General features: G+C 48.1%; 19 protein-coding genes. 17 read left to right on the top strand and 2 right to left on the bottom strand.

Translation table 11 applies throughout. From position 1 onward, the window contains the following. Positions 1 to 83 precede the first annotated feature (83 nt). Both TBC1_RS05630 and TBC1_RS05625 read left to right on the top strand, forming a co-directional pair. Complete coding sequence (locus TBC1_RS05630) at positions 84 to 2474, top strand: TonB-dependent receptor (protein ID WP_062039636.1); 2391 nt, start codon at positions 84 to 86, stop codon at positions 2472 to 2474. Positions 2475 to 2485: 11 nt separating this feature from the next. Then, positions 2486 to 3274: a hypothetical protein gene (locus TBC1_RS05625; protein ID WP_062039634.1), complete on the top strand. Its 789-nt coding sequence runs from the start codon at positions 2486 to 2488 to the stop codon at positions 3272 to 3274. A 1134-nt stretch (positions 3275 to 4408) separates the two neighbouring features. On the opposite strand, the gene TBC1_RS05620 is transcribed toward TBC1_RS05625, so the two are convergent. Further along, positions 4409 to 5071: a protein-L-isoaspartate(D-aspartate) O-methyltransferase gene (locus TBC1_RS05620; protein ID WP_062042809.1), complete on the bottom strand. Its 663-nt coding sequence runs from the start codon at positions 5069 to 5071 to the stop codon at positions 4409 to 4411. Between the two features lie 84 nt (positions 5072 to 5155). Between TBC1_RS05620 and TBC1_RS05615 the strand changes: the two genes are divergently transcribed. From TBC1_RS05615 to TBC1_RS05600, 3 genes are all read left to right on the top strand, one after another. Next, a complete protein-coding gene (locus TBC1_RS05615) occupies positions 5156 to 6142 on the top strand; it encodes a Gfo/Idh/MocA family protein (protein ID WP_062039631.1) in 987 nt (328 codons plus the stop codon). Between the two features lie 119 nt (positions 6143 to 6261). Continuing rightward, complete coding sequence (locus tag TBC1_RS05605; protein ID WP_137305461.1) at positions 6262 to 7164, top strand: hypothetical protein; 903 nt, start codon at positions 6262 to 6264, stop codon at positions 7162 to 7164. Beyond that, entirely contained in the window at positions 7161 to 8579 is a 1419-nt protein-coding gene (locus TBC1_RS05600; RefSeq protein ID WP_062039625.1) for a sugar transferase, read from the top strand. The genes TBC1_RS05605 and TBC1_RS05600 overlap by 4 nt, the downstream gene beginning before the upstream one ends. A 643-nt stretch (positions 8580 to 9222) precedes the next feature. Here the strand turns inward: TBC1_RS05600 and TBC1_RS05595 are convergent. After that, positions 9223 to 9552 carry a DMT family protein gene (locus tag TBC1_RS05595; RefSeq protein WP_062039623.1) on the bottom strand — a complete coding sequence of 110 codons (330 nt, stop codon included), beginning with the start codon at positions 9550 to 9552 and terminating at the stop codon, positions 9223 to 9225. A gap of 85 nt (positions 9553 to 9637) precedes the next feature. Here TBC1_RS05595 and TBC1_RS05590 point away from each other — a divergent pair, with 85 nt between their 5' ends. The 12 genes from TBC1_RS05590 (at position 9638) to TBC1_RS05535 (ending at position 24681) form a co-directional block, all read left to right on the top strand. Further along, entirely contained in the window at positions 9638 to 10756 is a 1119-nt protein-coding gene (locus tag TBC1_RS05590) for an acyloxyacyl hydrolase (protein ID WP_062039621.1), read from the top strand. Between the two features lie 341 nt (positions 10757 to 11097). Then, entirely contained in the window at positions 11098 to 12150 is a 1053-nt protein-coding gene (locus tag TBC1_RS05585) for an agmatinase family protein (RefSeq protein WP_062039620.1), read from the top strand. Positions 12151 to 12625: 475 nt separating this feature from the next. Then, positions 12626 to 15400 (top strand): right-handed parallel beta-helix repeat-containing protein, encoded by a 2775-nt coding sequence (locus tag TBC1_RS05580; protein ID WP_082189492.1) that lies wholly within the window; start codon positions 12626 to 12628, stop codon positions 15398 to 15400. Positions 15401 to 15493: 93 nt separating this feature from the next. Beyond that, positions 15494 to 17059 (top strand): T9SS type A sorting domain-containing protein, encoded by a 1566-nt coding sequence (locus tag TBC1_RS05575; RefSeq protein WP_062039616.1) that lies wholly within the window; start codon positions 15494 to 15496, stop codon positions 17057 to 17059. Positions 17060 to 17220: 161 nt separating this feature from the next. Continuing rightward, entirely contained in the window at positions 17221 to 17997 is a 777-nt protein-coding gene (locus TBC1_RS05570) for a LytR/AlgR family response regulator transcription factor (protein ID WP_062039614.1), read from the top strand. A gap of 45 nt (positions 17998 to 18042) precedes the next feature. Next, on the top strand, positions 18043 to 20124 hold the full coding sequence (locus tag TBC1_RS05565) for a histidine kinase (RefSeq protein WP_062039612.1): 2082 nt from the start codon (positions 18043 to 18045) through the stop codon (positions 20122 to 20124). Between the two features lie 948 nt (positions 20125 to 21072). Further along, complete coding sequence (locus TBC1_RS05560) at positions 21073 to 21378, top strand: ArsR/SmtB family transcription factor (protein WP_062039610.1); 306 nt, start codon at positions 21073 to 21075, stop codon at positions 21376 to 21378. 38 nt (positions 21379 to 21416) lie between these two features. Continuing rightward, positions 21417 to 21650 carry a thioredoxin family protein gene (locus tag TBC1_RS05555; protein WP_062039608.1) on the top strand — a complete coding sequence of 78 codons (234 nt, stop codon included), beginning with the start codon at positions 21417 to 21419 and terminating at the stop codon, positions 21648 to 21650. Between the two features lie 8 nt (positions 21651 to 21658). Next, positions 21659 to 22087 carry a nitrophenyl compound nitroreductase subunit ArsF family protein gene (locus TBC1_RS05550; RefSeq protein ID WP_062039606.1) on the top strand — a complete coding sequence of 143 codons (429 nt, stop codon included), beginning with the start codon at positions 21659 to 21661 and terminating at the stop codon, positions 22085 to 22087. 8 nt (positions 22088 to 22095) lie between these two features. Next, positions 22096 to 22791, top strand: a complete 696-nt coding sequence (locus tag TBC1_RS05545; protein WP_062039604.1) for an aromatic aminobenezylarsenical efflux permease ArsG family transporter — start codon at positions 22096 to 22098, stop codon at positions 22789 to 22791. Positions 22792 to 22832: 41 nt separating this feature from the next. After that, complete coding sequence (locus TBC1_RS05540; RefSeq protein ID WP_062039602.1) at positions 22833 to 24152, top strand: permease; 1320 nt, start codon at positions 22833 to 22835, stop codon at positions 24150 to 24152. A gap of 190 nt (positions 24153 to 24342) precedes the next feature. Continuing rightward, a complete protein-coding gene (locus tag TBC1_RS05535; RefSeq protein ID WP_062039600.1) occupies positions 24343 to 24681 on the top strand; it encodes a cupin domain-containing protein in 339 nt (112 codons plus the stop codon). The last annotated feature ends 10 nt before the right edge of the window (positions 24682 to 24691 follow it).

Genomic DNA, 24691 nt, shown 5'->3' with positions numbered 1-24691 from the left:
TTTCGAAAATTGGTGAACCAATCTTGTTTATTTATGTTTATGGAATCAGTCAGATATATTAAACAAACTTTTTCAATACCCGGATGAAGAAATTATTTTTACCCTTGCTGATTGTATTGTTTTCCTTTGCTGCGACGGCGCAGAACGGAACGATCAGGGGCCGTGTTTTCAATGAAAAGAGCAATGAGCCCCTTCCGTTTACCAATATCGTGATATTCGGCACCAACATAGGGTCCACTTCCGACCTTGACGGAAACTTTATTTTTACCGGGATTCAGCCCGGTTTTGTGAAACTGGCGGCTACTTCCGTTGGATTTGAATCCTACATCAGTGAAGAGTTTCAGGTGACCAATGCCAAGACGGTGTTTGTGGATATCCCGATGCGTGAGACAGCCATTCAGCTGGAACAGGTAGTGGTGAAGGCCTCGCCATTCCGGAAGACCGAGGAAAGCCCGGTTTCCATGCGCACGCTGGGCATCGGTGAGATTGAAAAGAGTCCGGGCGCCAACCGGGACATCAGTAAGGTGATACAGGCTTTGCCGGGGGTGGCTTCCACCGTTTCGTTCCGCAACGACATCATTGTGCGCGGCGGCGGACCCAGTGAAAACCGTTTCTATCTCGACGGTATGGAGATTCCCAACCTCAACCACTTCGCCACACAGGGATCCGCCGGCGGTCCGGTGGGCATCATCAATGTGGATTTTATCCGTGAAGTGGACTTCTATTCCGGCGCTTTTCCGGCCAACCGCGGAAATACCCTGAGTTCGGTGATTGAAATGCGGCAGATCGACGGGAACCCCGAGCGGCTGATCTTCAAGGGCGCTGTCGGCGCTTCCGACCTGGCGCTTACCCTCAACGGTCCCCTGAGCGAGAACACCACCTTTCTGGTGTCAGCCCGCCGCTCTTACCTGCAGTTTCTGTTCGACCTGATCGGCCTGCCGTTTCTGCCTACCTATAACGACTTTCAGTTTAAGGTGAAAACCCGTTTCGACCAGAAGAACGAACTTACCTTTCTGGGTATCGGCGCCATTGATAAATCGGTGCTGAATACCGGGATTAAGGATCCCACCGAAGATCAGCGTTATATCCTCAACTACCTTCCGGTGAATGAACAGTGGAATTATGCCATAGGCGCTGTGTACAGGCATTTCAGGACTAACTCCTTCGATACCTGGGTGCTCAGCCGCAATATGCTCAGCAATGTGGCCTACAAGCACATCAACAACGATGAAAGCCTGCCGCTTTCCATTGACTATACCTCCCAGGAAATGGAGAACAAATTCCGTTACGAGAATTCATCACGGATCAACGGCTACAAGATTATTGCCGGCGGGGGCGGAGAGTATGCCCGCTATACCACCAACACCTTTCAGCAGGTTTTTATTCCCCTTGCCGAGGATACGCTCCGCGAGATCAGGTATGGATCGGAAATTGACATGTTTAAATACCATGCTTTTGCCCAGGTGAGCCGGAACTTCGCAAACGACCGCCTGATCCTGTCGCTGGGCATGCGTACCGACGGCAATTCCTATTCGGAGAATATGTCAAATCCTTTAAACCAGTTATCCCCGAGGTTTTCGGCGGCATGGGCGCTTACCGATAAATTCTTCCTGAATTTCAATACCGGCCGTTATTTCCAGCGGCCGGCCTATACCACCCTGGGTTACCGCGACAATGCGGGCAGGCTCGTAAACAAGGATAACAACCTGAAATACATTGCTTCGAACCATGTAGTGGCTGGAGTGGAATACCGACGGAATGAAACGGCGAAACTAACCCTGGAGGGTTTTTACAAACATTACAATGATTATCCGGTATCGGTGGTTGACTCCATATCCCTGGCCAACAAGGGTGGTGATTTCGGGGTATTCGGCAACGAAGAGGTGACCTCGACCGGAACAGGAAGGGCTTACGGTTTTGAGGTTTATCTGCGCGACCGGCTGATGGACCGGGTAGACCTGATTGTCTCCTATACGTTTGTAAGAAGTGAGTTTAAGGATTTTAACGATAAATTTATTCCCTCAGCCTGGGATAACCGGCACCTCCTGAACACCACCCTGGGAATAGATCTTGGGAAAAACTGGAATCTGGGAGCCAAATGGAGGTTTATCGGCGGAAGCCCTTTTACCCCCTGGGACCTGGACCGTTCTTCGCTGCGCGAGGCCTGGGATGCCCGCCGGCAGGGATATCTCGACTTCAGCCGTTTCAACACCCTGAGGACGGAAAACGCCCATCAGCTGGATGTCAGGGTGGATAAGCAATACTTTTTCGATAAGTGGTCGTTTAATTTTTATGTGGACATCCAGAATGCCTATAACTTTCAGCAGGAAGGGGCGCCCAACCTTACCACGGTGACCGATGGTCTTGGTAATGACCTTATCGATCCGGCCGATCCTTCGCGCTACCAGATCAAGGAGGTGGTGAATCTGGCAGGCCGTTTGCTGCCGACAGTGGGAATTATTGTGGAATTTTAACCTGAACGGAGATGAGTGATATGAAAAACATAAACAACACCCTGATCACGCTGGTACTTGTTGCTTCTGCGGTTGCCCTGATAGCCTTTGTCCCGGGGGGCGATGGTTTTCAGAAGCGCAAAAAGGCAAAAGCGGTGGAGCACCTGACTTTTCAGACCAATATTAACGGGCAGGGCAATGCCCTGAACCTGGAGTTTGTCAAAGGACCTGAGCATAACCATCCGTTGATGGCGGTTTGGATCGAGGATATAGATGGCAATTACATTCAGACATTATTCGTGGCTGCATCCATTGCCAAAGGGGTTTTCGCTTACGGTGACAAATCCACCGGCAGGTGGAAGGCCGGTGAGATACAGCGTCCCGCTGCCCTGCCTTACTGGGCGCATAAGCGGAATGTGATGAACGACAAGGGCAACTTTATGCCCCGTCCGGGCTTTGAGGTTCCGGATGCTTATTCGGGTGCCACCCCCAAAGCAAATTTCACCCTCGAAACAAGGACTGACAAGCCTATGAGCGGAAAATTCCGGGTGCTGATGGAGATCAACCAGAGCTGGGACTGGAACCGCTACTGGACCAACAATAAATTTCCCGATGACAGGGAGTACAAGACCTCTTCGCAACCCGCCATCGTCTATGCCGCAGAAGTGACGGCGGGTGTGCCCGGGGAATACCCCATGCAACCAATCGGGCGCAGCCACCATGCCGGTGCCGACGGAAAGCTTTACAATGACCTGGAAACCCTCACCACTGCCATGAAAATCGTGGAATCGGTCAAGGTGGTGGTGAAGGCAGGCAACTGAAGATTGTCATGATTGTGGCTTCGATTGCAATCGGAGCAACTGCTGCCCCGCGCAAAGCCTCCGCCATACCGGGGTAAGCTGCAATGACGCAAAGAATGTTTTGCGAACCCGCAATTTCTTGTGTTAGCGCGCGTCTTCAGACGCGTGCCACGGACCTCAACAGAATAAAGCCTGCATAACCAAGCCCGCGCAAAGTCGCAATGACGCAATGATTATTCTGCGTCCCCGCATTTCCTGACTTCTCCATAGGGCCTGACTAAAAAATTCAACGACCTGACCTAACAAGTCTTCTTCCGACTTGTCAGGTCTTCTTTCTACTGATATTCCAATCAATTCCTGGTGATGTCAGCACAAACTGTTGACTTTCTTCTTTTTATCCGCTCAGGCCGCGGGGCCTCGCATATTTTTTTGGCCTGGACAAGTATGTCCGCGTAAGCGGGATCAACAATTAAAATAGGATTGGCCTTCCAAAAATGGCGTTAAGAAAACAGGCAGCGAAAAAATAGAGAAGAAACGCCTGCGATGATGGCTGGCGATGCACGGGAGATTTTTGTACATCGGTATTCAGTAGGGTGAAATTGTAACAACCTTCGTTTCTTCCTGCCCAAACGCTCGCCTGTTTTCAGCCATTTTTGGAAAGCCTTGATCTTTTGGTACTTTTGGATCAAGCCAAAAGTACAGGAACTAAAGAAAAGGTAATCCGTTGGGAATGAGTGATTTTCCATGCAGATGCGCTTCAACTTGTCAGGTCTTCTTTCTACTGATATTCCAATCAATGCCTAATGATGTCAGCACAAACTGTTGACTTTCTTATTTTTATCCGCTCAGGCCGCGGGGCCTCGCATTCGCAACACGACTGCCTGTTTTTCTGTAGTACCAAGGTTAGCTGTTTTAGTTTTATAAGATGATATAGCTTACGAAAACCAGAAGGTCGCTTTTGCGAATGCTGAAATTTTTTCGCACTGCCTTACGTTACTGGGATTACAAAGAAAACAGAGAATCATGGAATCCAGTTAGCGCGCGTCTTTAGACGCGTGCCACGGACAACAGATGAGATGAATCCTTAAATTTTCAAATTCTCAAATCCTCAAATCCTCAAATCCTCAAATCCTCAAATCCTCAAATCCCTGAACCTTAATCATGCGCTTTATCCCCCAGCAGGGGAACAAACCTGAACCTGCCGTGCTGCATGGTTTCGAAAGAGCCGTCGGCATTTCTTTTAACGGAGGTCATAATCTGGTAGTCGTCGTCATCTACAGGGATAACGAGGATTCCGCCCGGTTTCAGCTGTTCTTTCAGGGCGTCGGGGATATAGGGGGCGCCGGCAGTCACGATAATCTTATCGAAAGGGGCAAAAGCGGGCAGACCTTTGTAGCCGTCGCCGAAGAATGTTTTGATCAGGTAACCAGCAGCCGGGAGCATCTCCTTTGCTTTTGAATACAGGGCACGCTGCCTCTCCACCGAGAATACCTTGGCGCCCATCTGGTAGAGAATACTGGCCTGATAGCCTGAGCCGGTGCCGACTTCCAGAATTTTATCCCCTTTCTTAACCTGCAGCAGCTGGGTTTGAAAAGCAACGGTAAAGGGTTGTGAGATGGTTTGTCCGGCAGCTATGGGGAAGGCCTTGTCTTCGTATGCAAACTCCAGAAACCCGCTGTCGAAAAACCAGTGACGGGGGACAGCCTCCATTGCCCTGAGTACGTTTTCATCAGATATTCCTTTTTGCCTTACGGTCTCTGTCAGTTTCTTTCTCAGTCCTTTATGACGGAATGTGTCGGTAAATTTATTCCCGCTCATCGAATTGCCCCGCTTATGATAAATTGTGGCCAAAATTACTAATTTCGCAGGGTTTTACTAATTCATCATTCTCAACTTCTGAATATGCTTAAAATCGGCGTGTTGGGTGCAGGGCACCTGGGAAAAATTCACCTGAAATGTATCAAACAGACGGACAGGTATGAACTTGTCGGTTTTTACGATGCCGATGCGGAGAACGCCCGTAAGGTGGAAAAAGATTTATCGGTGAAATCATTCGACACCATCGATGAACTGATCGACCAGGTAGATGTGGTGGATATTGTGACTCCGACCCTGTCGCATTTCGACTGCGCTTCAAAAGCACTGAAAAAATTCAGGCACGTGTTTATTGAAAAACCGGTGGTTACCACTCCGGAGGAAGCGCGCCTGTTGATTGACCTGGCGGAAGAAGCCGGCGTGAAGGTTCAGGTGGGGCATGTAGAGCGGTTCAATCCCGCTTTTATCGCGGCATCCCCATATATCGAAAATCCTATGTTTATAGAGACCCATCGCCTGGCCCAGTTTAATCCCAGGGGCACCGATGTACCGGTAATCCTTGACCTGATGATCCATGACCTGGATATCGTGCTCAGCATTGTGAAGGCAAATATCCGGAAAGTGAGTGCCAGCGGTGTGGCAGTGGTGAGCGATACGCCGGATATTGCCAATGCACGCATCGAATTCGACAATGGCTGCGTGGCGAATCTGACTGCCAGCCGGATATCGATGAAGAACATGAGGAAATCAAGGTTCTTTCAGCGGGATGCTTACATTGCCGTTGATTTTCTGGATAAAAAGACAGAGATTATCCGTATGCGTGGGGTGGATCCTGCCACTGCCGATCCCCTGGCCATGATCCTTGATCTGGGCCCCGGCAAACTGCCCAAACAGATATTGTTTGACCAGCCCGAAGTGAAGCCGCTGAATGCCATACAGACAGAGCTTGAAAGTTTTGCCGATGCGATCAATAACAACACATCTCCGCCGGTTACCATCAACGATGGCTATGCCGCGCTGGACCTGGCATACAGGATCATCGGTAAGATGAACAGTGCAGCAAACCTGATCTGATCCGGAAAGGATTTAAAATTCCGAAAAAAATTTTTTTTAAAATCAGCAATGCAGGCAATAATTGCATGCCATAAGCGTTCATTCCTGCATAAGGTAAAGCCAGCGAAAACCGGGAATTTATGAGGGGAAAATTACCAATAGCCAGGTTATTATTTCTGTTTGTATTTATAGCCATTCTCTCAGGGGGTTGTGAAAAGAAGGATGATGCTTCGTTGGTGCCATCTTATCTCTTTATTGAAAAAATCGGTTTAAATACGCAGTATGAGCAGGGAACCGCTTCGCACAAGATCACGGATGCGTGGGTGTATGTGGATGAAACCCTGATCGGTGCCTTTGAACTGCCGGCAACCGTCCCTATCCTCTCGGAAGGCCTGAAGAAGGTCACCATAAGGCCGGGCATCAAGCTGAACGGCATCTCAGGCACCAGGGCCATATATCCTTATTTTGCCCCGATCGTTAAAGATATTGTCCTGGTCAGGGACAGTGTAATCCAGGTCACAGATACAGTTACTTCATACCGTCAGGGTGTATTGTTCCCATGGATGGAGAGTTTTGAGCTGAGCAGCATGACGCTCGACACGACCGCTAAAAGCACGGTGAGGTTGCAGCGGACCAACGATCCGGCATTGCGTTTTAACATGACCGGAGAGCCGGGCGAGTACTCGGGATTTGTGCACCTGCCGGCAGATACCTCTATATTTGAGGCTGTAACCAGTGAAGCCTACGACTTTCCGGCTGCCGGCTCCGAAGTATTTCTGGAGATGAACTACAAAACTGATAACGCGCTGGTTGTAGGCGTTTTTTACCTTTCTTCAGGGATGCAGGTGCAGCGCCCTTTGCTGATTCTCAATAAAAGTGAAAACTGGAATAAAGTATACGTTAACCTTACGGTTCCCAAGTATGATACCCCGAATGCAACTGACTTCAGGATATTCTTCGGGGCACAGACGGATGAAGGCATGGAACAGGCCGGTATTTATCTTGATAACCTGAAACTGATATATTTTAATACTGCGAAATGAATAAAAAACTACAGGTCGCACGTTACGTCATTGCAGATTTCATTTCAGCCTTGCTGGCCTGGGGAGCCTTTTTCGTTTACCGGAAGTATGCCGCTGATCCCAATGTATTTGAATACCCGGAAGTTATCTATCAGGATTCCAACCTCTTGTACGGATTGGTTTTTATTCCCCTCTTCTGGTTGTGCCTGTATGTGATGATGGGAACCTACCGGCGGATTTACCGGAAATCCCGCCTGAGAGAACTGGGACAGACCCTGCTGATCACCGTTATCGGCGTGATGATCCTGTTTTTTGCCCTGATTCTTGACGATACCATCGTTTCATATAAGAATTACTATCAGTCGGTGCTGGTGCTTTTTGCCCTGCACTTTGTCCCTACCTACCTGCTGCGCCTGATACTCACCTCAATAACCGCCTATAAAATCCATCATAAACTTATCGGATTCAACACCATCATTGTCGGAAGCAACGGGAATGCCATATCAATTTATAACGAGATTGAAAATCAGGAAAAATCAAGCGGAAACCGCTTTGTGGGTTTTGTGAATGCAGCTCCTTACAAAGATTATAAGCTTGAGAAATTTCTGAAGCATCTCGGCCAGATCAGTGATTTGAAACAGGTGATAAAAGACTACAGCGTGGAAGAAGTTGTGATAGCCATTGAGCGCTCGGAGGTAAAGACAATAGAGCAGATCATTACGGAGGTTGAAGATACCAATGTGGTGATCAAAGTGATTCCTGATATGCAGGACTACCTTTTGGGAACCCTGAAATCAACCTCGATCTTTCACACGCCGCTGCTTCAGATCTCACCGGATCTTATGCCGGCCTGGCAGCAATCGCTTAAACGCATCATTGACATTGTGGCATCCATCATTGCCATGATTATTTTAATCCCTGCTTATCTCGGGGTGGCCATAGGCATAAAGCTTACTTCGAAAGGCCCGGTTTTTTACAGGCAACCGCGTATCGGTCTGCACGGGAAGCCTTTTAATATGGTAAAGTTCAGGAGTATGTATGTGGATGCCGAGAAGGGCGGAGTGCCCCAGCTTTCCTCGAAACACGATCCGCGGATTACCCCTTTCGGCCGGTTTCTCCGGAAAGTCAGGCTCGATGAGATTCCCCAGTTCTGGTCCGTACTCAAAGGCGATATGTCCCTGGTCGGCCCCCGGCCTGAAAGGCAGTATTTTATCGACCAGATCATTCAGCGCGCGCCCCATTACCGATTGCTGCAGAAAGTAAAACCCGGCATCACTTCATGGGGTCAGGTAAAATATGGCTATGCCGAAAATGTGGACCAGATGGTGGAACGCCTGAAATTCGATATCCTTTACATCGAAAATATGTCCCTGGCCATGGACTTTAAAATCCTGATCTATACCATGCTGATCGTAGCCCAGGGCAGGGGTAAATAATGCCCTGCACTGAATGGGTTGAATTTCTGAACCGACCGAAGGGAGTTTCCCATTAACGGCGGTGGGAGCTAATCTTTGAATCTTTGAATCTGATATGCCACGAATGCACGAATATAAGAATGTTCGAATGCACGAATTAATCTGCCACTAAAGCACGGAAACACAAAAATTCAAAGAATATTTGAAACCTTGAATAGACCGAAGGGAGTTCCCCGCTAACGTCGGTGGAAGCTAATCTTTGAATCTTTGAATCTGATATGCCACGAATGCACGAATGTAAGAATGTTCGAATGCACGAATGTAAGAATGTTCGAATGCACGAATTAATCTGCCACCAAAGCACGGAAACACAAAAATTCAAAGAATATTTTTTTAATCCTTGAATCGACCGGAGGGAGTTCCCCGCTAACGTCGGTGGGAGCTAATCTTTGAATCTTTGAATCTGATATGCCACGAATGCACGAATGTAAGAATGTTCGAATGCACGAATTAATCTGCCACTAAAGCACGGAAGTACAAAAAACCACAGATTATTTTTTGAAACCTATACCCGCACAAGTGGAATTGAATCTTTGTCCCGCACTTGCGGGATTGATTTTTTGAATCCTTGAATCCTTGAATCTTTTAATCTTTGAACCTTAAATCACCATTCCTTAAAAATAAAAAACACCGCCATCACGATAAACCCGAATCCCACCAGGTAATTCCATTTCATAGGCTCCTTCAGGAACAGCACTGAAAATGCACCGAAAACGATCAGGGTAATTACCTCCTGAATGGTTTTGAGTTGGGCGACCGAGAAGGTGCCATGTCCGTAGCGGTTGGCGGGAACCATCAGCATATATTCGAACAATGCAATGCCCCAGCTTACCAGGATTACTTTCCACAGGGCGGCTTCCTTGAATTTGAGGTGGCCGTACCAGGCGAAGGTCATGAAAATATTGGATGCAATCAGCAGCAGTATGGTTCTCATTGCCTGAGATTTTTAGCGCCGCGAAATTAGCGAAAATCGGTGTTGCCGGGAAGATTTGTAACTTTGAAAAAACAGCATGTAACCAATGATACCCGGAAGACTTGTTTTTACAATTGCCTTACTTTTTTCATTTCACGGGATTGCTGCATACTGCCAGTCAGTGCCGGGGGCTGATACGCTTGCCGCGGAAAAGTTTTTCTATGCAGGCGCCCGGGTTCATTACGGCTCCATGATCATCCACAGCAGGGCCATCAAAGATATCGGCAAAGCCTATCCGCTGGGTCTTGAACTTACCCTTGGCCGGCACACGGCTACCGGGCAGGCCCGGGATGCATGCAATTGTTATCCGAAATCCGGCGTGATCCTCGGACTCTGGGATTTCGACAAACCTGAGATACTTGGTCGCGGTGTATCAGCCATTGCATTTATTGAGCCGGTTTTCGGGGCCCGTAAACGGTTCTCTTTCTCAATCAGGGCTGGTGTCGGATTTGCATGGCTTTCGCATCCCTACAACCCGGTTACAAACCCTTTTAATTTTTCTTACAGCACCCATGTCGCTTTCCCGCTGTTGCTCGGCACCGTGCTCGATTACCGGATTTCACAGGGAACATTGCTGAACTTCGGTATCCTATACAATCATATTTCCAACGGAGGCCTGCGCGAGCCCAACAAGGGCATCAACTGGCCGACAATTGCGCTCGGACTGGATTTTTTCAGACAACCTCCACGCTTTCCGCAACGTGAAGTATCCGATTGGAAGCAGACAGACATGCAGCGGGTACAAAGAAACGTTTACCTTTTCGGGACGGCCAGGCAACTGAATCATGAAGAATTGAAGAAATATCCGGTATTAGGTATGGAGGCCTGGGTCAATTACAGGGTAAGCCGCTTGAGCAGGCTTGGAGCCGGAACCCTGTTACTTTACGATGGTTCCGATGGCGAAGAAATCCGCCGCAATCCGCTGAGTGAGGCCGATCCCTGCCGGGCCGGACTGATGCTGGGACACGGGTTCCTGCTCGGACGATTTGTCTTCAGCCAGGCTTTCGGAGTCTATCTTTATGATTCTTACAAAGCCGCCGATCCGGTTTACCAACGATACAGCCTCACACATCCGCTGGGCAAACACCTTGAAGCCGGCGTCAGCCTGATGGCCCACCGGCATGTGGCTGATTTTCTTGATTTCAGGCTTGGTTGGCGGTTTTGACGAACAGACAAGGAGAATTAGGGATTAGAGGATGAGAGGATGAAAGAATGAAAGAATGAAAGATAGTTTTTAGTGTGCGGGGGCGAAATGTCGTCGCCAGCCGGTCCCGGAATCCACCTAACAGGTTTTCTTCTAACCTGTCAGGTGTAAAAAAGCCGTCATATCCTGGTTCAGGCAAATGCTGGTACCGTCCGGAACATCCACACCGGCAGGGGCATTGCAACGTATCGTTTAACGAATAACCTGCAAACGCGCAGGTTCAGGTTAGATCATCATTGCAGGCAAGTCCTTCCGGGGATAATGATTAACTTTGCGGCTGAGTTAAAGCTAAATCACCGCATATGACCAAGCAGGAAATCATTGATACCTTTGATCCAAATGCGCCCGCCGCGGCTGAAGGCGGTTTGTTCGGACTGCCTTTCGATGCTGAACAATCGGATATCATCATCATCCCGGTGCCCTGGGAGGTCACGGTGAGTTTCGGCTCCGGTACCGGCGAGGGACCTGACGCCATCAAAGAAGCCTCTGCCCAGATCGACCTGCATCACCACGACTTCCCTGAGTTGTGGAAACGGGGCATTTACATGGACACCTGCCCTGATGAGCTGATCGCGGCCGGAAGGCGGGCAAAGGAACTGGCAGGGGATATTATTGCCGCCCTTGAAGAAGGGGAGGATATTCCGTCGAATTCCATTCTTACCGAAAAGCAAGAGCGCGTGAATGAGGCCTGTGCCCGGATGAATGAATGGGTTAAGGAAAGGGCCGCATTCTGGATAAAGAAGGGAAAACTGGTGGGACTTGCCGGCGGCGACCACAGCATCCCACTGGGATATATTCAGCTGCAGGGGGATCTGCACGAGCAATTCGGCATCCTTCATATCGACGCCCATATGGATCTGCGCGAAGCCTACGAAGGATTCACCTTTTCGCATGCTTCCATTTTCTATAATGTCCTGGAAACTGTCCCACAGGTTTCACGCCTGGTTCAGGTTGGCATCAGGGATTATTGCGAACAGGAAAACAATTATGTGCGGTCAGATGCTGAGCGGATCAGTGTCTATTTCGACCGTGAAGTCAGAAAGCGCATGTATAAAGGTGAAAACTGGGACAGGTTCTGTCATGAGATTGTGGAAAGCTTGCCTGAGAAAGTCCATATTTCGGTGGATATCGACGGACTTGATCCGAAGCTCTGCCCCAATACCGGAACTCCCGTGCCCGGCGGTCTCGGATACGAAGAGCTGATGCATCTGTTGAACGTATTGAAATCCGCCGGTAAAGAAATCATTGGCTTCGATCTTTGCGAAGTGTCTGCAAGCGAAGATGGCTGGGACGGCAATGTGGGCGCCAGGGTGTTGTTTCACCTTTGCGGGGTGCTGGCCGGCAGAAAGAATTGAGTAGCCAAAGAATATATGGTGAGAGGCAATCGTAACGGTTGCCTCTTTTTTTGGATCGAAAAATAAACCCTTATTAATAAGCAGGAAGCCCGGCAGGGTTGAACTATTGATTCAATCAGGATATTTCCTGTTAAGTGTTTGTTCAGTGCAATGCTGATTGTGCTGATTGCAGACACTTAATCGCTAAAGCATTGTCAAATGCCTTAACCGGGATAAAGTAAAAACGATTCAACGGTCCTGAAACAGCCTGAAAAAATATTTTTATACACAGAAAGTTGACTGTTGGAATTTCATAACATATAGCTCTGCTATTCAATGATATAAATAAACATTACAGCTATATAATTTCATGGCGCCGGGCGTTGGTAAAACAGATACAAGCGTTCGTAAACCGGATGCCAGCGTTCGTCAACCGGATTCATTTCATCAAAAAGTCATCGTTAATTTTAGAAGACAAACGTAAAAATAGTAACATATGAAATCAAAGACATTTACGCTTAGACTGTGCATGATCATTCTGATGACATGCCCGATCGTTCTCAATTCAATACAGGCTCAGATTCAGGTAGAGGGACTGATAAGTGAGAACGAAGGCTCTGCAGGCTGGGATGCCGACGGCTCCGGGCCTGAGCCTTATGGCAACGGCCATAGTACATTTTTATATTATGCTGCCACCCGCGACTACGTGGATAATAACTGCAATTATGGTGCCCATGTCACCGCTATTGGCAGTGATTTTCCCGTCTTATCCCAGGCGCTTGCAGCTCATGGTTATGATCCGGGGCAGTTGAAATTAAAAATGGGACTGGCTTCCCAGGGGGATGATCTGCAGGGTGCTGACTGGTTTGCCTTTGGCCCGGAAAATTATATGAACTTTTATCCGATTGACCTGAAGATCTATCTCGATGATGAGCTGATGATCACAGGCCTGGCGAATTATATGATATTTCATATAGGGTCTTCAACCGGTGGGTTCATTATTTGCGAAAGCAACTATTTCCTTCCCTTCGATGCATCGGGATTCAGCCCACCGGCTGTTCAGGAAGTGGCGGCCGCCTTCATGCAGGATGTCGGATCCGGCGAGCTAAAATTGAACTCGAATACATTCGGCGAGGCCCAGGATTTCACCGGTAACGGAAGGATTGGGTCGTATTATAATTTTAACTGCACCATCTCAAAGGGGCACCCCGAACTGCCTTTTCAGGGGCTGGCTGTAAATCATGAAGGCTTCGCCGGCTGGGATGCCGACGGCACCGGCCCGGAACCCAAACGCAATGGCCACGACACCCAGTTGTACTATATTGCTTCGCGGGATTATGATGACATTGACCCCGACCCCAATGCCTGTTTTGCCAGATTGTTGGGTGAAAATGGTTCCGGATTTCAAAATTTCGCTTTGCAGCTTGAATACAGGGGCTTTAATGCGGAACAGGTGAAAATAAAAATGGACGTTTGCAACCTCGGTGAAGACATTGAAGGGGAAGACTGGAGTTTTATCGGAGGTATTCACGAAGTGAGTTTTTACCATTCATTAATTTCTTGTGAGCTTAATGGCGAGCCTTTGTTTGGCTTTGTGTGCGATACGGTTAAAACCTGGCAGGATGTGAATCATCCTGGACTAGGATGGTGGGGAACATCGGCCGTCACTTCCATTTATAATGCCTCCGAAAACAGTTCGGAAGCAATACAGGCTGTAGCTGCTTCATTTTTTAAGGATATTGAAGACAGGCAGATTCAAACCGTTACAACGTTGTTAACCTATGCCAACCAGACCTTCAGCGGTAATGGAAGGCTGGATGGCGGTTTCTGGCAGATCAACGAAGCCGGGATGGTGGCCGTACCTGCCCGTGGAACTCAGATACAGCCGGGAAATCTTTCAGGCCACTGGACTATGGCCGGCCATCCGTACATTGTCAGCGGCGATGTTACCATACCTGATGGGCAGACATTGGTGATTGATCCGGGTGTATGGGTGAAATTCTCTGACAGAATCACTTTTAAGGTGGAAGGCGCCATCCAGGCCGTCGGCGATACCAGCAATACCGGAAGCATTATTTTTACCGCCGTAAATCCTGAACTGGGCTGGGGGCATTTTGTTTTCGACAGTACCGCCATAACCAATGAGGCTTCCGTTTTCAGACACTGCATTTTTGAATATGGATTTGCACCGGAGGCAGTGCCCTGGTCAGAACCAACCAATTGCGGAGGAGCCATTGCTATCCGCGCATACGACAATGTAATGATTGAGAACTGCGTTTTCCACCATAACCGTGCTTTGTTTAATGGTGAATATACCGCCGGCGGAGGCGCAATCGCATTATGGACCAGTAGCCCGGAAATCAGGAACTGTGTATTCAGCTCCAACCGCGCCAATTATTCCGGAGGGATCGTTTGCTATAATGCTTCTTCACCGGCAATAACCAACTGTTTGTTTTATGGCAACATATCGCTGAAAAATACGATAGATGGAGGTGGAGCAATTTTAGTAAGCACCTATTCAGACCCAATCCTGCTCAACAATACCTTTGTGAACAACCACTCCAATTTCAGAGGCGGCGCACTTGAAATTTACTATGAATCAGATCCTGACCTGATCAACAATATTTTTTGGGGCAACACCGCTCCGCTAAACAGCCAGGTATACATATCTTCCGGCAATTGCAATGCGAATTTCAGGTACAACGACATCGAGGGCGGACAGGCCGGCATCGGCCCCTTTGGCATTGGTTCGGGAGTTTATGAAAACAACCTGGAAACCGATCCCGCTTTCATGGATGCACTGGCGCTGAACTACCAGCTGGGGGAAGGATCGCCATGCATTGACGCCGGGATTCCCGATGTTACCGGACTCAACCTGCCCATGACCGATCTTCTGGGCAATGTACGGATCTGGGATGGAGGTGTAAACGGGACAATTGTTGATATGGGACCTTATGAGTTTGGCTCAGTGCTGTATGTTACCGGAATTGAAAAGATTGATCCCGGCAAAAACACCCCGGAACTTTTGAGCTATCCCAATCCTTTCACCGTAACCACTGCCGTTGAGTTTATTCTCACTGAAAGTTGCTTTGCGGAAGTCACAATCTACAACCTGCTGGGGCAGGCGGTCACCACCCTTGTGAATGAAACGCTGAACGCCGGCACCTATCAGAAAACCTGGCAGGCCGGCAGGCTGCCGGATGGAATTTATCTGGTCAGGATGAAAGCAGGAAATAAGTTATTGAGCTGCAAAGTCGTGAAGGTTGAATAGCTTCCCGCATCCGCTCCCTCTCTGCGGACGGCGGGAGGGAGTGCGGATGCAGAATGCCCCCGGTTTGTGACTGATCATCAAAATCCAGCAGCCATGAAAAAACTTATCTTGACCATCGCAGTGGTTCTTATGTGCCAGTGCTTTGCCTTCTGTCAGGGTTGCCTGCCCGAAGGCATCACCTTCACCACCCAGGAACAGATCGATAATTTCCAGACCAATTACCCGGGGTGTACGGAGATTGAAGGAGATGTTACCATACGTGGTACTAATATTAATAATCTGAATGGATTGAGTGTACTGAATTTAATCGGAGGTTATTTCAGCATCGGAGGATGGCCTGATGAGAATTATTTACTTACCAGCCTGACTGGTCTGGATAACCTGAGTTCTATCGGGGGAGAATTCAGAATCGATAGAAATAATGCTCTTCCCAATTTGACCGGACTGGAAAGCCTGACCTCTATAGGTGGAAATTTTTGTTTATGGAGTAACGATGCCATGACCTGTTTGACAGGACTGGAAAGCTTGGCTTTCATCGGTGGCGGATTGCAGATTGGAAATATTGGTTCTGGAAATCCTGCCCTGACCAGCCTTACTGGAATGCAGAGCCCGACCATCGATGGATACTTGGTGATTGCTGGAAACGATGCCTTGTCCAATCTGACAGGGCTCGAAAGCATGACCTCAGTTGGTGGAGACCTTATTATTTGTGGTAACAATGCCCTTGTCAGTTTATCAGGACTGGAGGGCCTTACTTCTATCGGTGGTAGTCTGTATATAGGATCATCCTCGTGTGGAAATCAATCTCTTGTCAGCCTCACAGGGCTGGAGGGGTTATCAAATATCGGAGGCGATCTCGTAATATTACAGAACTATGTTCTGACCAGTTTAACAGGGTTGGAGGGATTGACTTCCATTGTGGGTAGTCTTGTTATCGGAAATTACTTTGGGTCTAATCCTTCTCTTAGCAGTCTGGAGGGGCTGGATAATGTGATTTCGGTCGGGGGTGATCTTTTTATTGGATATAACTATGCCCTGACCAGCCTTTCTGGACTGGACAACCTTATTACAATAGGGGGATTGCTTTCTATTTCTGCCAATGATGCACTGACCAGTTTGTCCGCATTGGAAAATCTCACTTCTGTCGGTTGGACACTTAGTATTTATGTTAACGATGCCCTGACCAGTTTGACAGGTCTGGAGAATATTGCTGACAGTTCTATTAATGATCTTATCATTAGCGATAATTTTTCCTTATCCTCCTGCGCTGTCCAAAGTATCTGTGATTACCTGGCAGCGCCAAATGGAACCGTTACTATTGAAAATAACGCCCCCGGCTGCAACAGCGAGGAGGAGGTGGAGGAGGCCTGTTTATCGGTTGGAGTTCCCCTGCCGGGCAGTCTGCAGACAGAAGTGAACATTTATCCAAACCCGACCGGCGGTATTTTGAATTTCGGATTCCGGATTTCGGAATGCCAGCGATTGTCACTGAAGATATATGATGCATTGGGACGTGAAGTGGCGGTATTGCCGGATGAAATGTTGCCGGCTGGTGAACATAGCATTGAATGGGACATGGAAGCGTTGCCGGCGGGGATCTATTCCTTCCGCCTGCAGACAGATAGCCGGTTATCGACCGGTAAACTGATTAAACTTTAAAACGGCCATGGAATCAGCCCTGAAAAAAGGATTTTGAAAACGCCTTTTTTTTCCCTAACTTTGCTTATACACAGTGTTTTACTGCCTGAGCTGAAGTTTACCGGGTTCATTAATTTAAACGGGTGCACCATCAAATTCAGAAAAACCACAGATCCACGATCATGATTACAGCTGCAGGTCATACACATGTCAGAGTACTCATTATAGATGACGAATCTTTTGTGAGAAAATCCATCGCCAACCTTATTGCCCATTTCTGCCACAACGTGAAACTCGTTGGTGAAGCCGATGGTGTTAAGTCGGGGTATGAGGCCATTCGTAAACATAATCCCGATCTTGTGCTGTTGGATATAAAAATGGGCGACGGCACAGGATTTGACCTTCTGAGAAAACTGGACGACATTGATTTCAGGTTAATCTTTATTACCGCATACGAAGAGTTCGCGGTACAGGCATTCAGGTACAGCGCGGTGGATTATCTGCTTAAACCTGTGGATCCGGATGACCTGGTAAATGCCATTGAAAGGGCGTCGAAACAGATGATAGCCGAACAGCAATTCAATCTCAGGGCCCTGGAAACAAACCTGGCAACGCATGAATCTGCCGGCAAAAAAATAGTGGTGAAAACCCTGGAAAGCATCTACCTGATCAATCAGGGCGATTTGCTGTACTGTGAATCGGACGGTAGCTACACCACATTGAAATTGCGCGATGGAAAATCAATCTTTACATCCAGATCAATCAAGGATTTTGAAGAGTTGCTGTCGCCCGGCGGATTTTACCGCCTGCACAAGTCGTTTCTGATCAATCTTTCGGCCATCGAACGTTTCGACCGCAGCGAGGGAGGAAGCATCGTACTCTCGGGCGGGCACAAAATACCGGTGGCGTCGCGCAAGCGGGATAAGCTTATGCGGATGATCGACAGTCTTGATGAGTGAGTTTATTCCTGAGAGGAAATACATGGATTGACCAAACCGGCCTGTATGAACAAATCATGTCGAAGCATTATCAGATCACTGGCATTTTTTATTCCGGGCCTCTTTGTCTGTTTCACTGCAGGGGCCCAATTGCTTTATAAAACGGAAAAAGCGAATTTCGATAGTCTGGAATTGATGCTGCCGGCGCTTAAAGGGGCGCAGAAAGCGGATGCATTACTGAAACTGTCATCATTTTATACCACGACGGATTCGGCAAAATGCCTGGATTTTGCCCGTCAGGCCAACCAGATAGCTGAAAAAATCAAAGATAAACGATACAGCTGCAAAGGGAAAATTGCGCTTGCGAATGCCTTTTATTTCAGGGGCGACTACTTAAATGCGCTGATTTACGGGCTGGATGCCCTGGGACTCGCCGGAAAACTTGACGATCTGCAGCTCAAATTTGAAGCCATCACACAGGTATGGTTTATTTATTTCTACTCCGGAAATTATGACCTTGCCAATAAGGTTGCACAGGAGGCAATCCCGGCTTTCAAAGATGTTGAAGACCCGGAAACAAGATTCAGGGCATTTATCAGCGGAGGCTGGGCCCTGATGAGCAGCGGCTCGGGCGATCTGGCGTTGCCGCTGTTTCATCAGTGCGCAGCGATTTACCATCAAAGCAACAAAATACCACTGCCCAATTACATTGTGTTGATATATCAGACCGGCTATGCGCACCTGGGGCTTAATCAGATTGACAGCGCACTGTTTTATTTCAGGAAAGGAAACGGTATACTGAATGATAATCCAGGGATATTTAAAAAGCTGCCGTCGTTTGTTGCCGACTTCAACGACGACATCGCTCAATGTTACCTGAAAATGAACCTGCCCGATTCGGCAGAAAAATATGTGCTTTACTCCATTGAGCAATTCCATCAGAGAGGAGAAAGGGATATCCTGGAAATCGGTCAGAATTGTCTGGATATGGGCACCATTCTTACAGAAAAATCTGCGGTTGAAGAAGCGTTCCCTTATCTGGAAAAAGCGATGGATTGCGGCAACTGGATTTACAGGCATAAAAAGGTTGCCCTGGACGATAGTGTCAGCAAGAATTACTGGTATAATCCGATACAGAACAATCCCGTCTACAACGAACAAATCGGACTGCGGATCTCCATCAGGGCCCTGGACTATATGTGCTGGATTCAGAAGAAGCTCGGCAACCATGAACAGGCGCTGGCATTGCTGGAAGAATTTAACCGGAAATCAAAGATAATGGAGACAATCCTGAATCAGCAGGCGATTATCTCTCTCAATACCCGGTATCAGACCGAACGCAAGGAAGAACAACTGCAGATTTTATCGCAGCAGCACCAGCTTAACGAAGGAAAACTTGAACGTACCCGGATGCTGCTCTTTACCTTCCTTGCAATAACCTTACTTGCCATAATTATCGTGAGCCTGCTGATCCGGCAATACAGAATCAGGCAGCAGCAGCAAAGCAATCTGCTGATGCAAAAGCTGTTCAGGGCGCAGTTAAATCCCCACTTTATTTTCAACACACTATCCAATATCCAGGGGATGATCCTTGAGCATGCAACGGTCGAGGCCAGTACTTACCTCAGCCACCTGTCAAAACTTATGAGGAATATTCTCTACGGCTCCATGAAAGAGTACATCTCACTGAATCAGGAGATTGAGAATATCGAAAACTACGTCAGGCTGCAGATCCTCCGTTACCGGGACAGATTCAGCTTTGAAATGGATGTTGACGAAGCGCTGGATACCCCGGCCCTGCTGATTCCGCCCATGCTTGTCCAGCCTTTTGTGGAAAATGCCATTGAGCACGGGTTGCGCTTCAAGGAAGAAAAAGGTAACCTGAAAGTGGAAATCCGCCTGAGCGGGTCATTTATTGAATTTCTGATCACAGATGATGGGATCGGCCGTGCCAGGGCTGCCGAACTGGAGCGTGAAAGACAAAAATACCGGATATCTTTTGCAACACAAACCATTCAGCAGCGGATCGCCTCGCTGAACCGCCTGTCGCGCCATAGGTATTCGCTTGATATTGATGATCTTACAGATGCCTCAGGGAGCCCCGCCGGAACAAGAGTCAGGATAAACATGCCGGTAAACCTTGTATAACAGAGAGGGCAATAACATACAATTATCCTGTCGATAGGTGGGCCGGAAGTTGGCATTTATCTCAAAAATTATCTTTTACTATACGCAAGCGGGAAATTGCAGAATCTTTACCGCTTATCCGACCCCTCCGGGGCCGTGCATATCTTATTTGCTATCGTTTTCTATACACATATGACTCCTCCGGAGTCTGATTCGTTTTTCCGTAAATGATTTTCGACCCTGGTAGGGTCGTATGTCTATAGAAATAGCAATGCAAATCAGGTCTTTGACCCCGGCTGGGCCGTGCATATCTTATTTGCTATCGTTTTCTATACACATATGACTCCTCCGGAGTCTTGATTGTTTTTCCGTATAATGGTTTTCGACCCTGGAAGGGTCGTATGTCTATAGAAATGCGATGCAAATTTGGTCTTCGACCCCGGCGGGGTCGTATGTTTATAGCAACAACATAATCAAGGCTATGTCGACCCACCCGGAGCGGGATTATTTGTTTCAGAAAAGCCAATACCAGATAATTATCCAACCCCGGCACTATACGCAAGCGGGAAATTGCAGGATCTTTACCGCTTATCCGACCCCTCCGGGGCCGTACATATCTTATAAATTCTCGTTTTCTATAAACATTTGACTCCTCCGGAGTCTGATTCGTTTTTCCGTAAATGGTTTTCGACCCTGGAAGGGTCGTATGTCTATAGAAATGCGATGCAAATCAGGTCTTCGACCCCGGCGGGGTCGTATGTTTATAGAAAGGTCAATACCAGACAATTGTCCGAACCCGGCACATTCTCTGCCCTTATTTTTTTATAAATGTTAATCCGTTAATCAGGGTTGTATGACCTGCATCACTGACCTGACCGGAGGACAGGGTTCAATAAAAATTGCAAAAAATTTTGCTGATTCAATCTGTTTCGTACTTTTGTTTCGCCATTCGACGAAATGCGAAATGCAATGACAAAGACGACCATTTACACAGAAGATCAGCAGCAGATTGCCCGGTTTGCGAAAGCGCTGTCGCATCCGGTAAGGGTTTATATCCTTGATTATATTGCCAATCATACCAAAACCTGCTGCTACAGCGGCGATTTGCACGAACTGCTCGACATCGCCCGCTCCACCCTTTCGGAACACCTGAACGAACTGAAAAAAGCCGGCCTGATACAGGGTGAAATCAATCCGCCTTATATTAAATATTGTATTAACCGGGAGAACTGGGCGATCGCGAAGGCCATGTTCGGAAAATTTTTTGAAGACTGATCAGTTCGACTAATATAAACAACTCAAAGCAAAAAACTATGGAGATTAAAGTGTTAGGCCCCGGCTGCCCCAATTGCAAGATCCTGGAGAAACGCGTGCGCGACGTTGCCGGAAAACTGAATCTGGACGCCAATATCATCAAGGTAGAGGATATTATGGAGATTATGACCTACAATGTGATGAAGACGCCTGCCCTGGTGGTTAACGGCCATGTTGTGGTGAAAGGCCGCCTGCCGTCCGAAGCTGAAATTGAAACATTTCTGACCAAATAACATCCGACATGAGAAAGTACATTGTATTGATGGCCATTGCCTTTGCAGGAATTTTAATGACTTCGTGCACTTCGCGCCAACCCGGTGAAACGGCGGCTACGGCAGCAGCATTGCCCGAAAGTGAAATTGTAGTTTATTATTTCCATAACGAACGGCGGTGTGCGACCTGCGAGGCCGTGGAAGCTGAAACCAAAGCGGCACTTGAGAAGTACTATCCGGAAGCGTTGGGTAATGGAAAAATTGCCTTTGTTTCGCTGAACATGGAAGAGGCGTCCGGCGCCCAAATTGCTGATCAATTTGACATTGCCGCTCAATCCCTGATCGTTGTGCATGGCGAAGAAATCAGGGATATCACCAGTGAAGGATTCCTTTACGCCCGCACTACACCCGGCAAGCTGCACGATGCGGTTAAAAATGCAATCGATCCGATGTTATAACCACGGCTATGGAGTTTCTTCAGACCTGGCTCGAAAACTCGGAATACGGGGTAATTACCGCCCTGCTGCTCGGACTGATGACCGCCATCAGTCCCTGCCCGCTGGCTACCAATATCTCCGCCATAGGTTTTATCAGCCGTAACCTCGAAAACCGCAACAAGGTATTTATCAACGGGATCATATATACCCTTGGCCGTACTTTTTCCTATACGTTACTGGGTGTTATCATCTATTTCGGCGCCAGTCAGCTTTCAATCGCCCGTTTTGTCCAGAGCTGGGGCGAGAAACTGCTTGGTCCTGCGCTGATCCTTATCGGGTTGTTTATGCTTGATGTTATCAGGCTGAATATCCCCGGACTGAATATCAGCGAGAAAATGGAAAAGAAATCCGGAAGCAGTTACCTGAGTATGTTTCTGATCGGCGTACTCTTTGCCATGGCTTTTTGTCCATACAGCGGAGTCCTCTACTTCGGCATGCTGATGCCGCTGACGGTTGCAAGTCCTTCAGGATTGTTTTTACCCCTTGTTTTTGCAGTTGCCACCGGCTTGCCTGTTATAATTTTTGCCTGGCTGCTGGCCTATGCCGTGGGGAATGTTGCGCAGGCCTACAACCGCATCAAGGCCTTTGAACGCTGGTTCAGACGCGTGGTCGCCGTTTTGTTTATCGGGGTCGGGATTTATTTTGTGATCATCTTCTTTTTCTGAAAACCGGGCCGGCGTTTACCGGCAATGAAACCCTGTCTGTTATGGAGACCCGATCTGAACTTAAGGTGCTGCTGTGGATGACGGTAATCTTTCTGGGCATCTTTTACCTGCCCGTCGAAAGCGTGGTCTTTAATACCGCCATAGATGCCACGCTCGACTTATCAAAGTGGTATGCCCGCGAACATGTAATCCTCTGCCTGTTACCTGCCTTCCTGATTGCCGGGGTGATTTCGGTGTTTGTCAGTCAGGCGTCGGTAATTAAATATTTCGGTGCGAAAGCGAAGAAGTGGGTGGCCTATACCGTTGCCGCGGTTTCGGGGACTGTCCTGGCCGTGTGCTCCTGTACCATCCTGCCGTTGTTCTCCAGCATTCACAAGCGCGGAGCAGGCCTGGGACCTGCAGTCGCCTTTCTCTATTCAGGCCCGGCCATCAATATTCTGGCCATCATCCTTACCGCCCGTATTCTTGGATTTGAAATGGGCCTTGCCCGTGTCATCGGTGCCGTTTCTTTCAGCATCATTGTTGGTTCGGCCATGGCGCTGATTTACCGCAAAGAGGAAAAAGCGAAACGTGAAGAACAGATGAATTTTCCGGATGTGCCCGAGACCCGTCCTTTGTGGCATACAGCACTCCACTTCTTTACGCTGGTGCTGATCCTGGTGTTTGCCAACTGGGGCAAACCGGCAACGGGCGACACCAGCAGCGCCTGGTATTACCTTTGGGCTTATAAGTGGTACATTACCGGCGCATTCGGGCTGGTTCTGGTGTATTCCATGACTCATATCCTTAAATTGAAAAGCTGGCAGGTGCTTACAGGCGCGGCTGTCACGGCCCTGAGCGCCCTGCTGTTTGCCAATCCGCTGATATCAATGGTTGTCGGAATTGCATCGGTAAGTACCATCGCATTGATGGATAAATCGGAAGATGGTGAAAACCGGGAATGGATCCTGTCTTCCTGGGGATTTACAAAACAGATTGTCCCCTTGCTGGCCATAGGCGTGGTAATTGCCGGCTTTCTGCTGGGCTCCACCCACGATGATGTCGCCATTGCGGGGGTAATTCCCAACTCATGGATTGCCTGGCTGGTAGGCGGTAACTCCCTTGCCTCAAACTTCTTTGCCAGCATTGTCGGCGCTTTTATGTACTTCGCCACCCTCACCGAAGTCCCCATACTTCAGGGGCTCATTGCCTCGGGCATGGGCAAAGGTCCGGCACTGGCGCTGCTGCTGGCGGGGCCCTCACTTTCATTGCCCAATATGCTGGTAATCAGGGGCGTGATGGGTACACAGAAAACCATCGTGTATGTGTTGCTGGTGGTGGTGCTTTCTACAATTGCAGGGCTTATTTATGGAACATTCTGATTAAGTAAGGTTCAATTTATTCGATAATTTTTTTTGCAAAATAGATATGGTGTAACAGGCATATAATTAAGTCATTAGAACAACTATCAGATTATTTTCATAAAAACTTGACAACGGTTGGTAAATTAGTTTATCTTTGTGAGCGAATACTCACTAACAATCTTTTAATAATTTTAGACAGAAAAATAACATGAAAATTACCCGATACCAGGATCATATAATTAAAGAAACCCCGCACAAAGTGGACGTGAGGGAGATGTACAACAAGGAATCAGCGCAGGCAATGCTTATTGCTTTAAAGCCCGGTGAAAGCCTGAAGCCGCACAAAACGCCGGTGGATGTATTTTTCTTTGTTGTGGAGGGAACGCCTACCATTCATATAGGTGATGAAAGTGAAGTATGTGCGGCCGATTCGCTGATCGAGAGTCCCGCCGGTATCGTTCACTTCCTGAGCAATGCTTCTTTTCTTCAGGCAAGGATTCTTGTGGTAAAGGCACCCCGTCCGGTCAGTTCAACAAAAGTTCTGTAATGCCTGGTAT

It is taken from the genome of Lentimicrobium saccharophilum (assembly GCF_001192835.1).
Taxonomy (GTDB): domain Bacteria; phylum Bacteroidota; class Bacteroidia; order Bacteroidales; family Lentimicrobiaceae; genus Lentimicrobium; species Lentimicrobium saccharophilum.
This window is presented reverse-complemented; position numbering and strand designations above follow the sequence as displayed.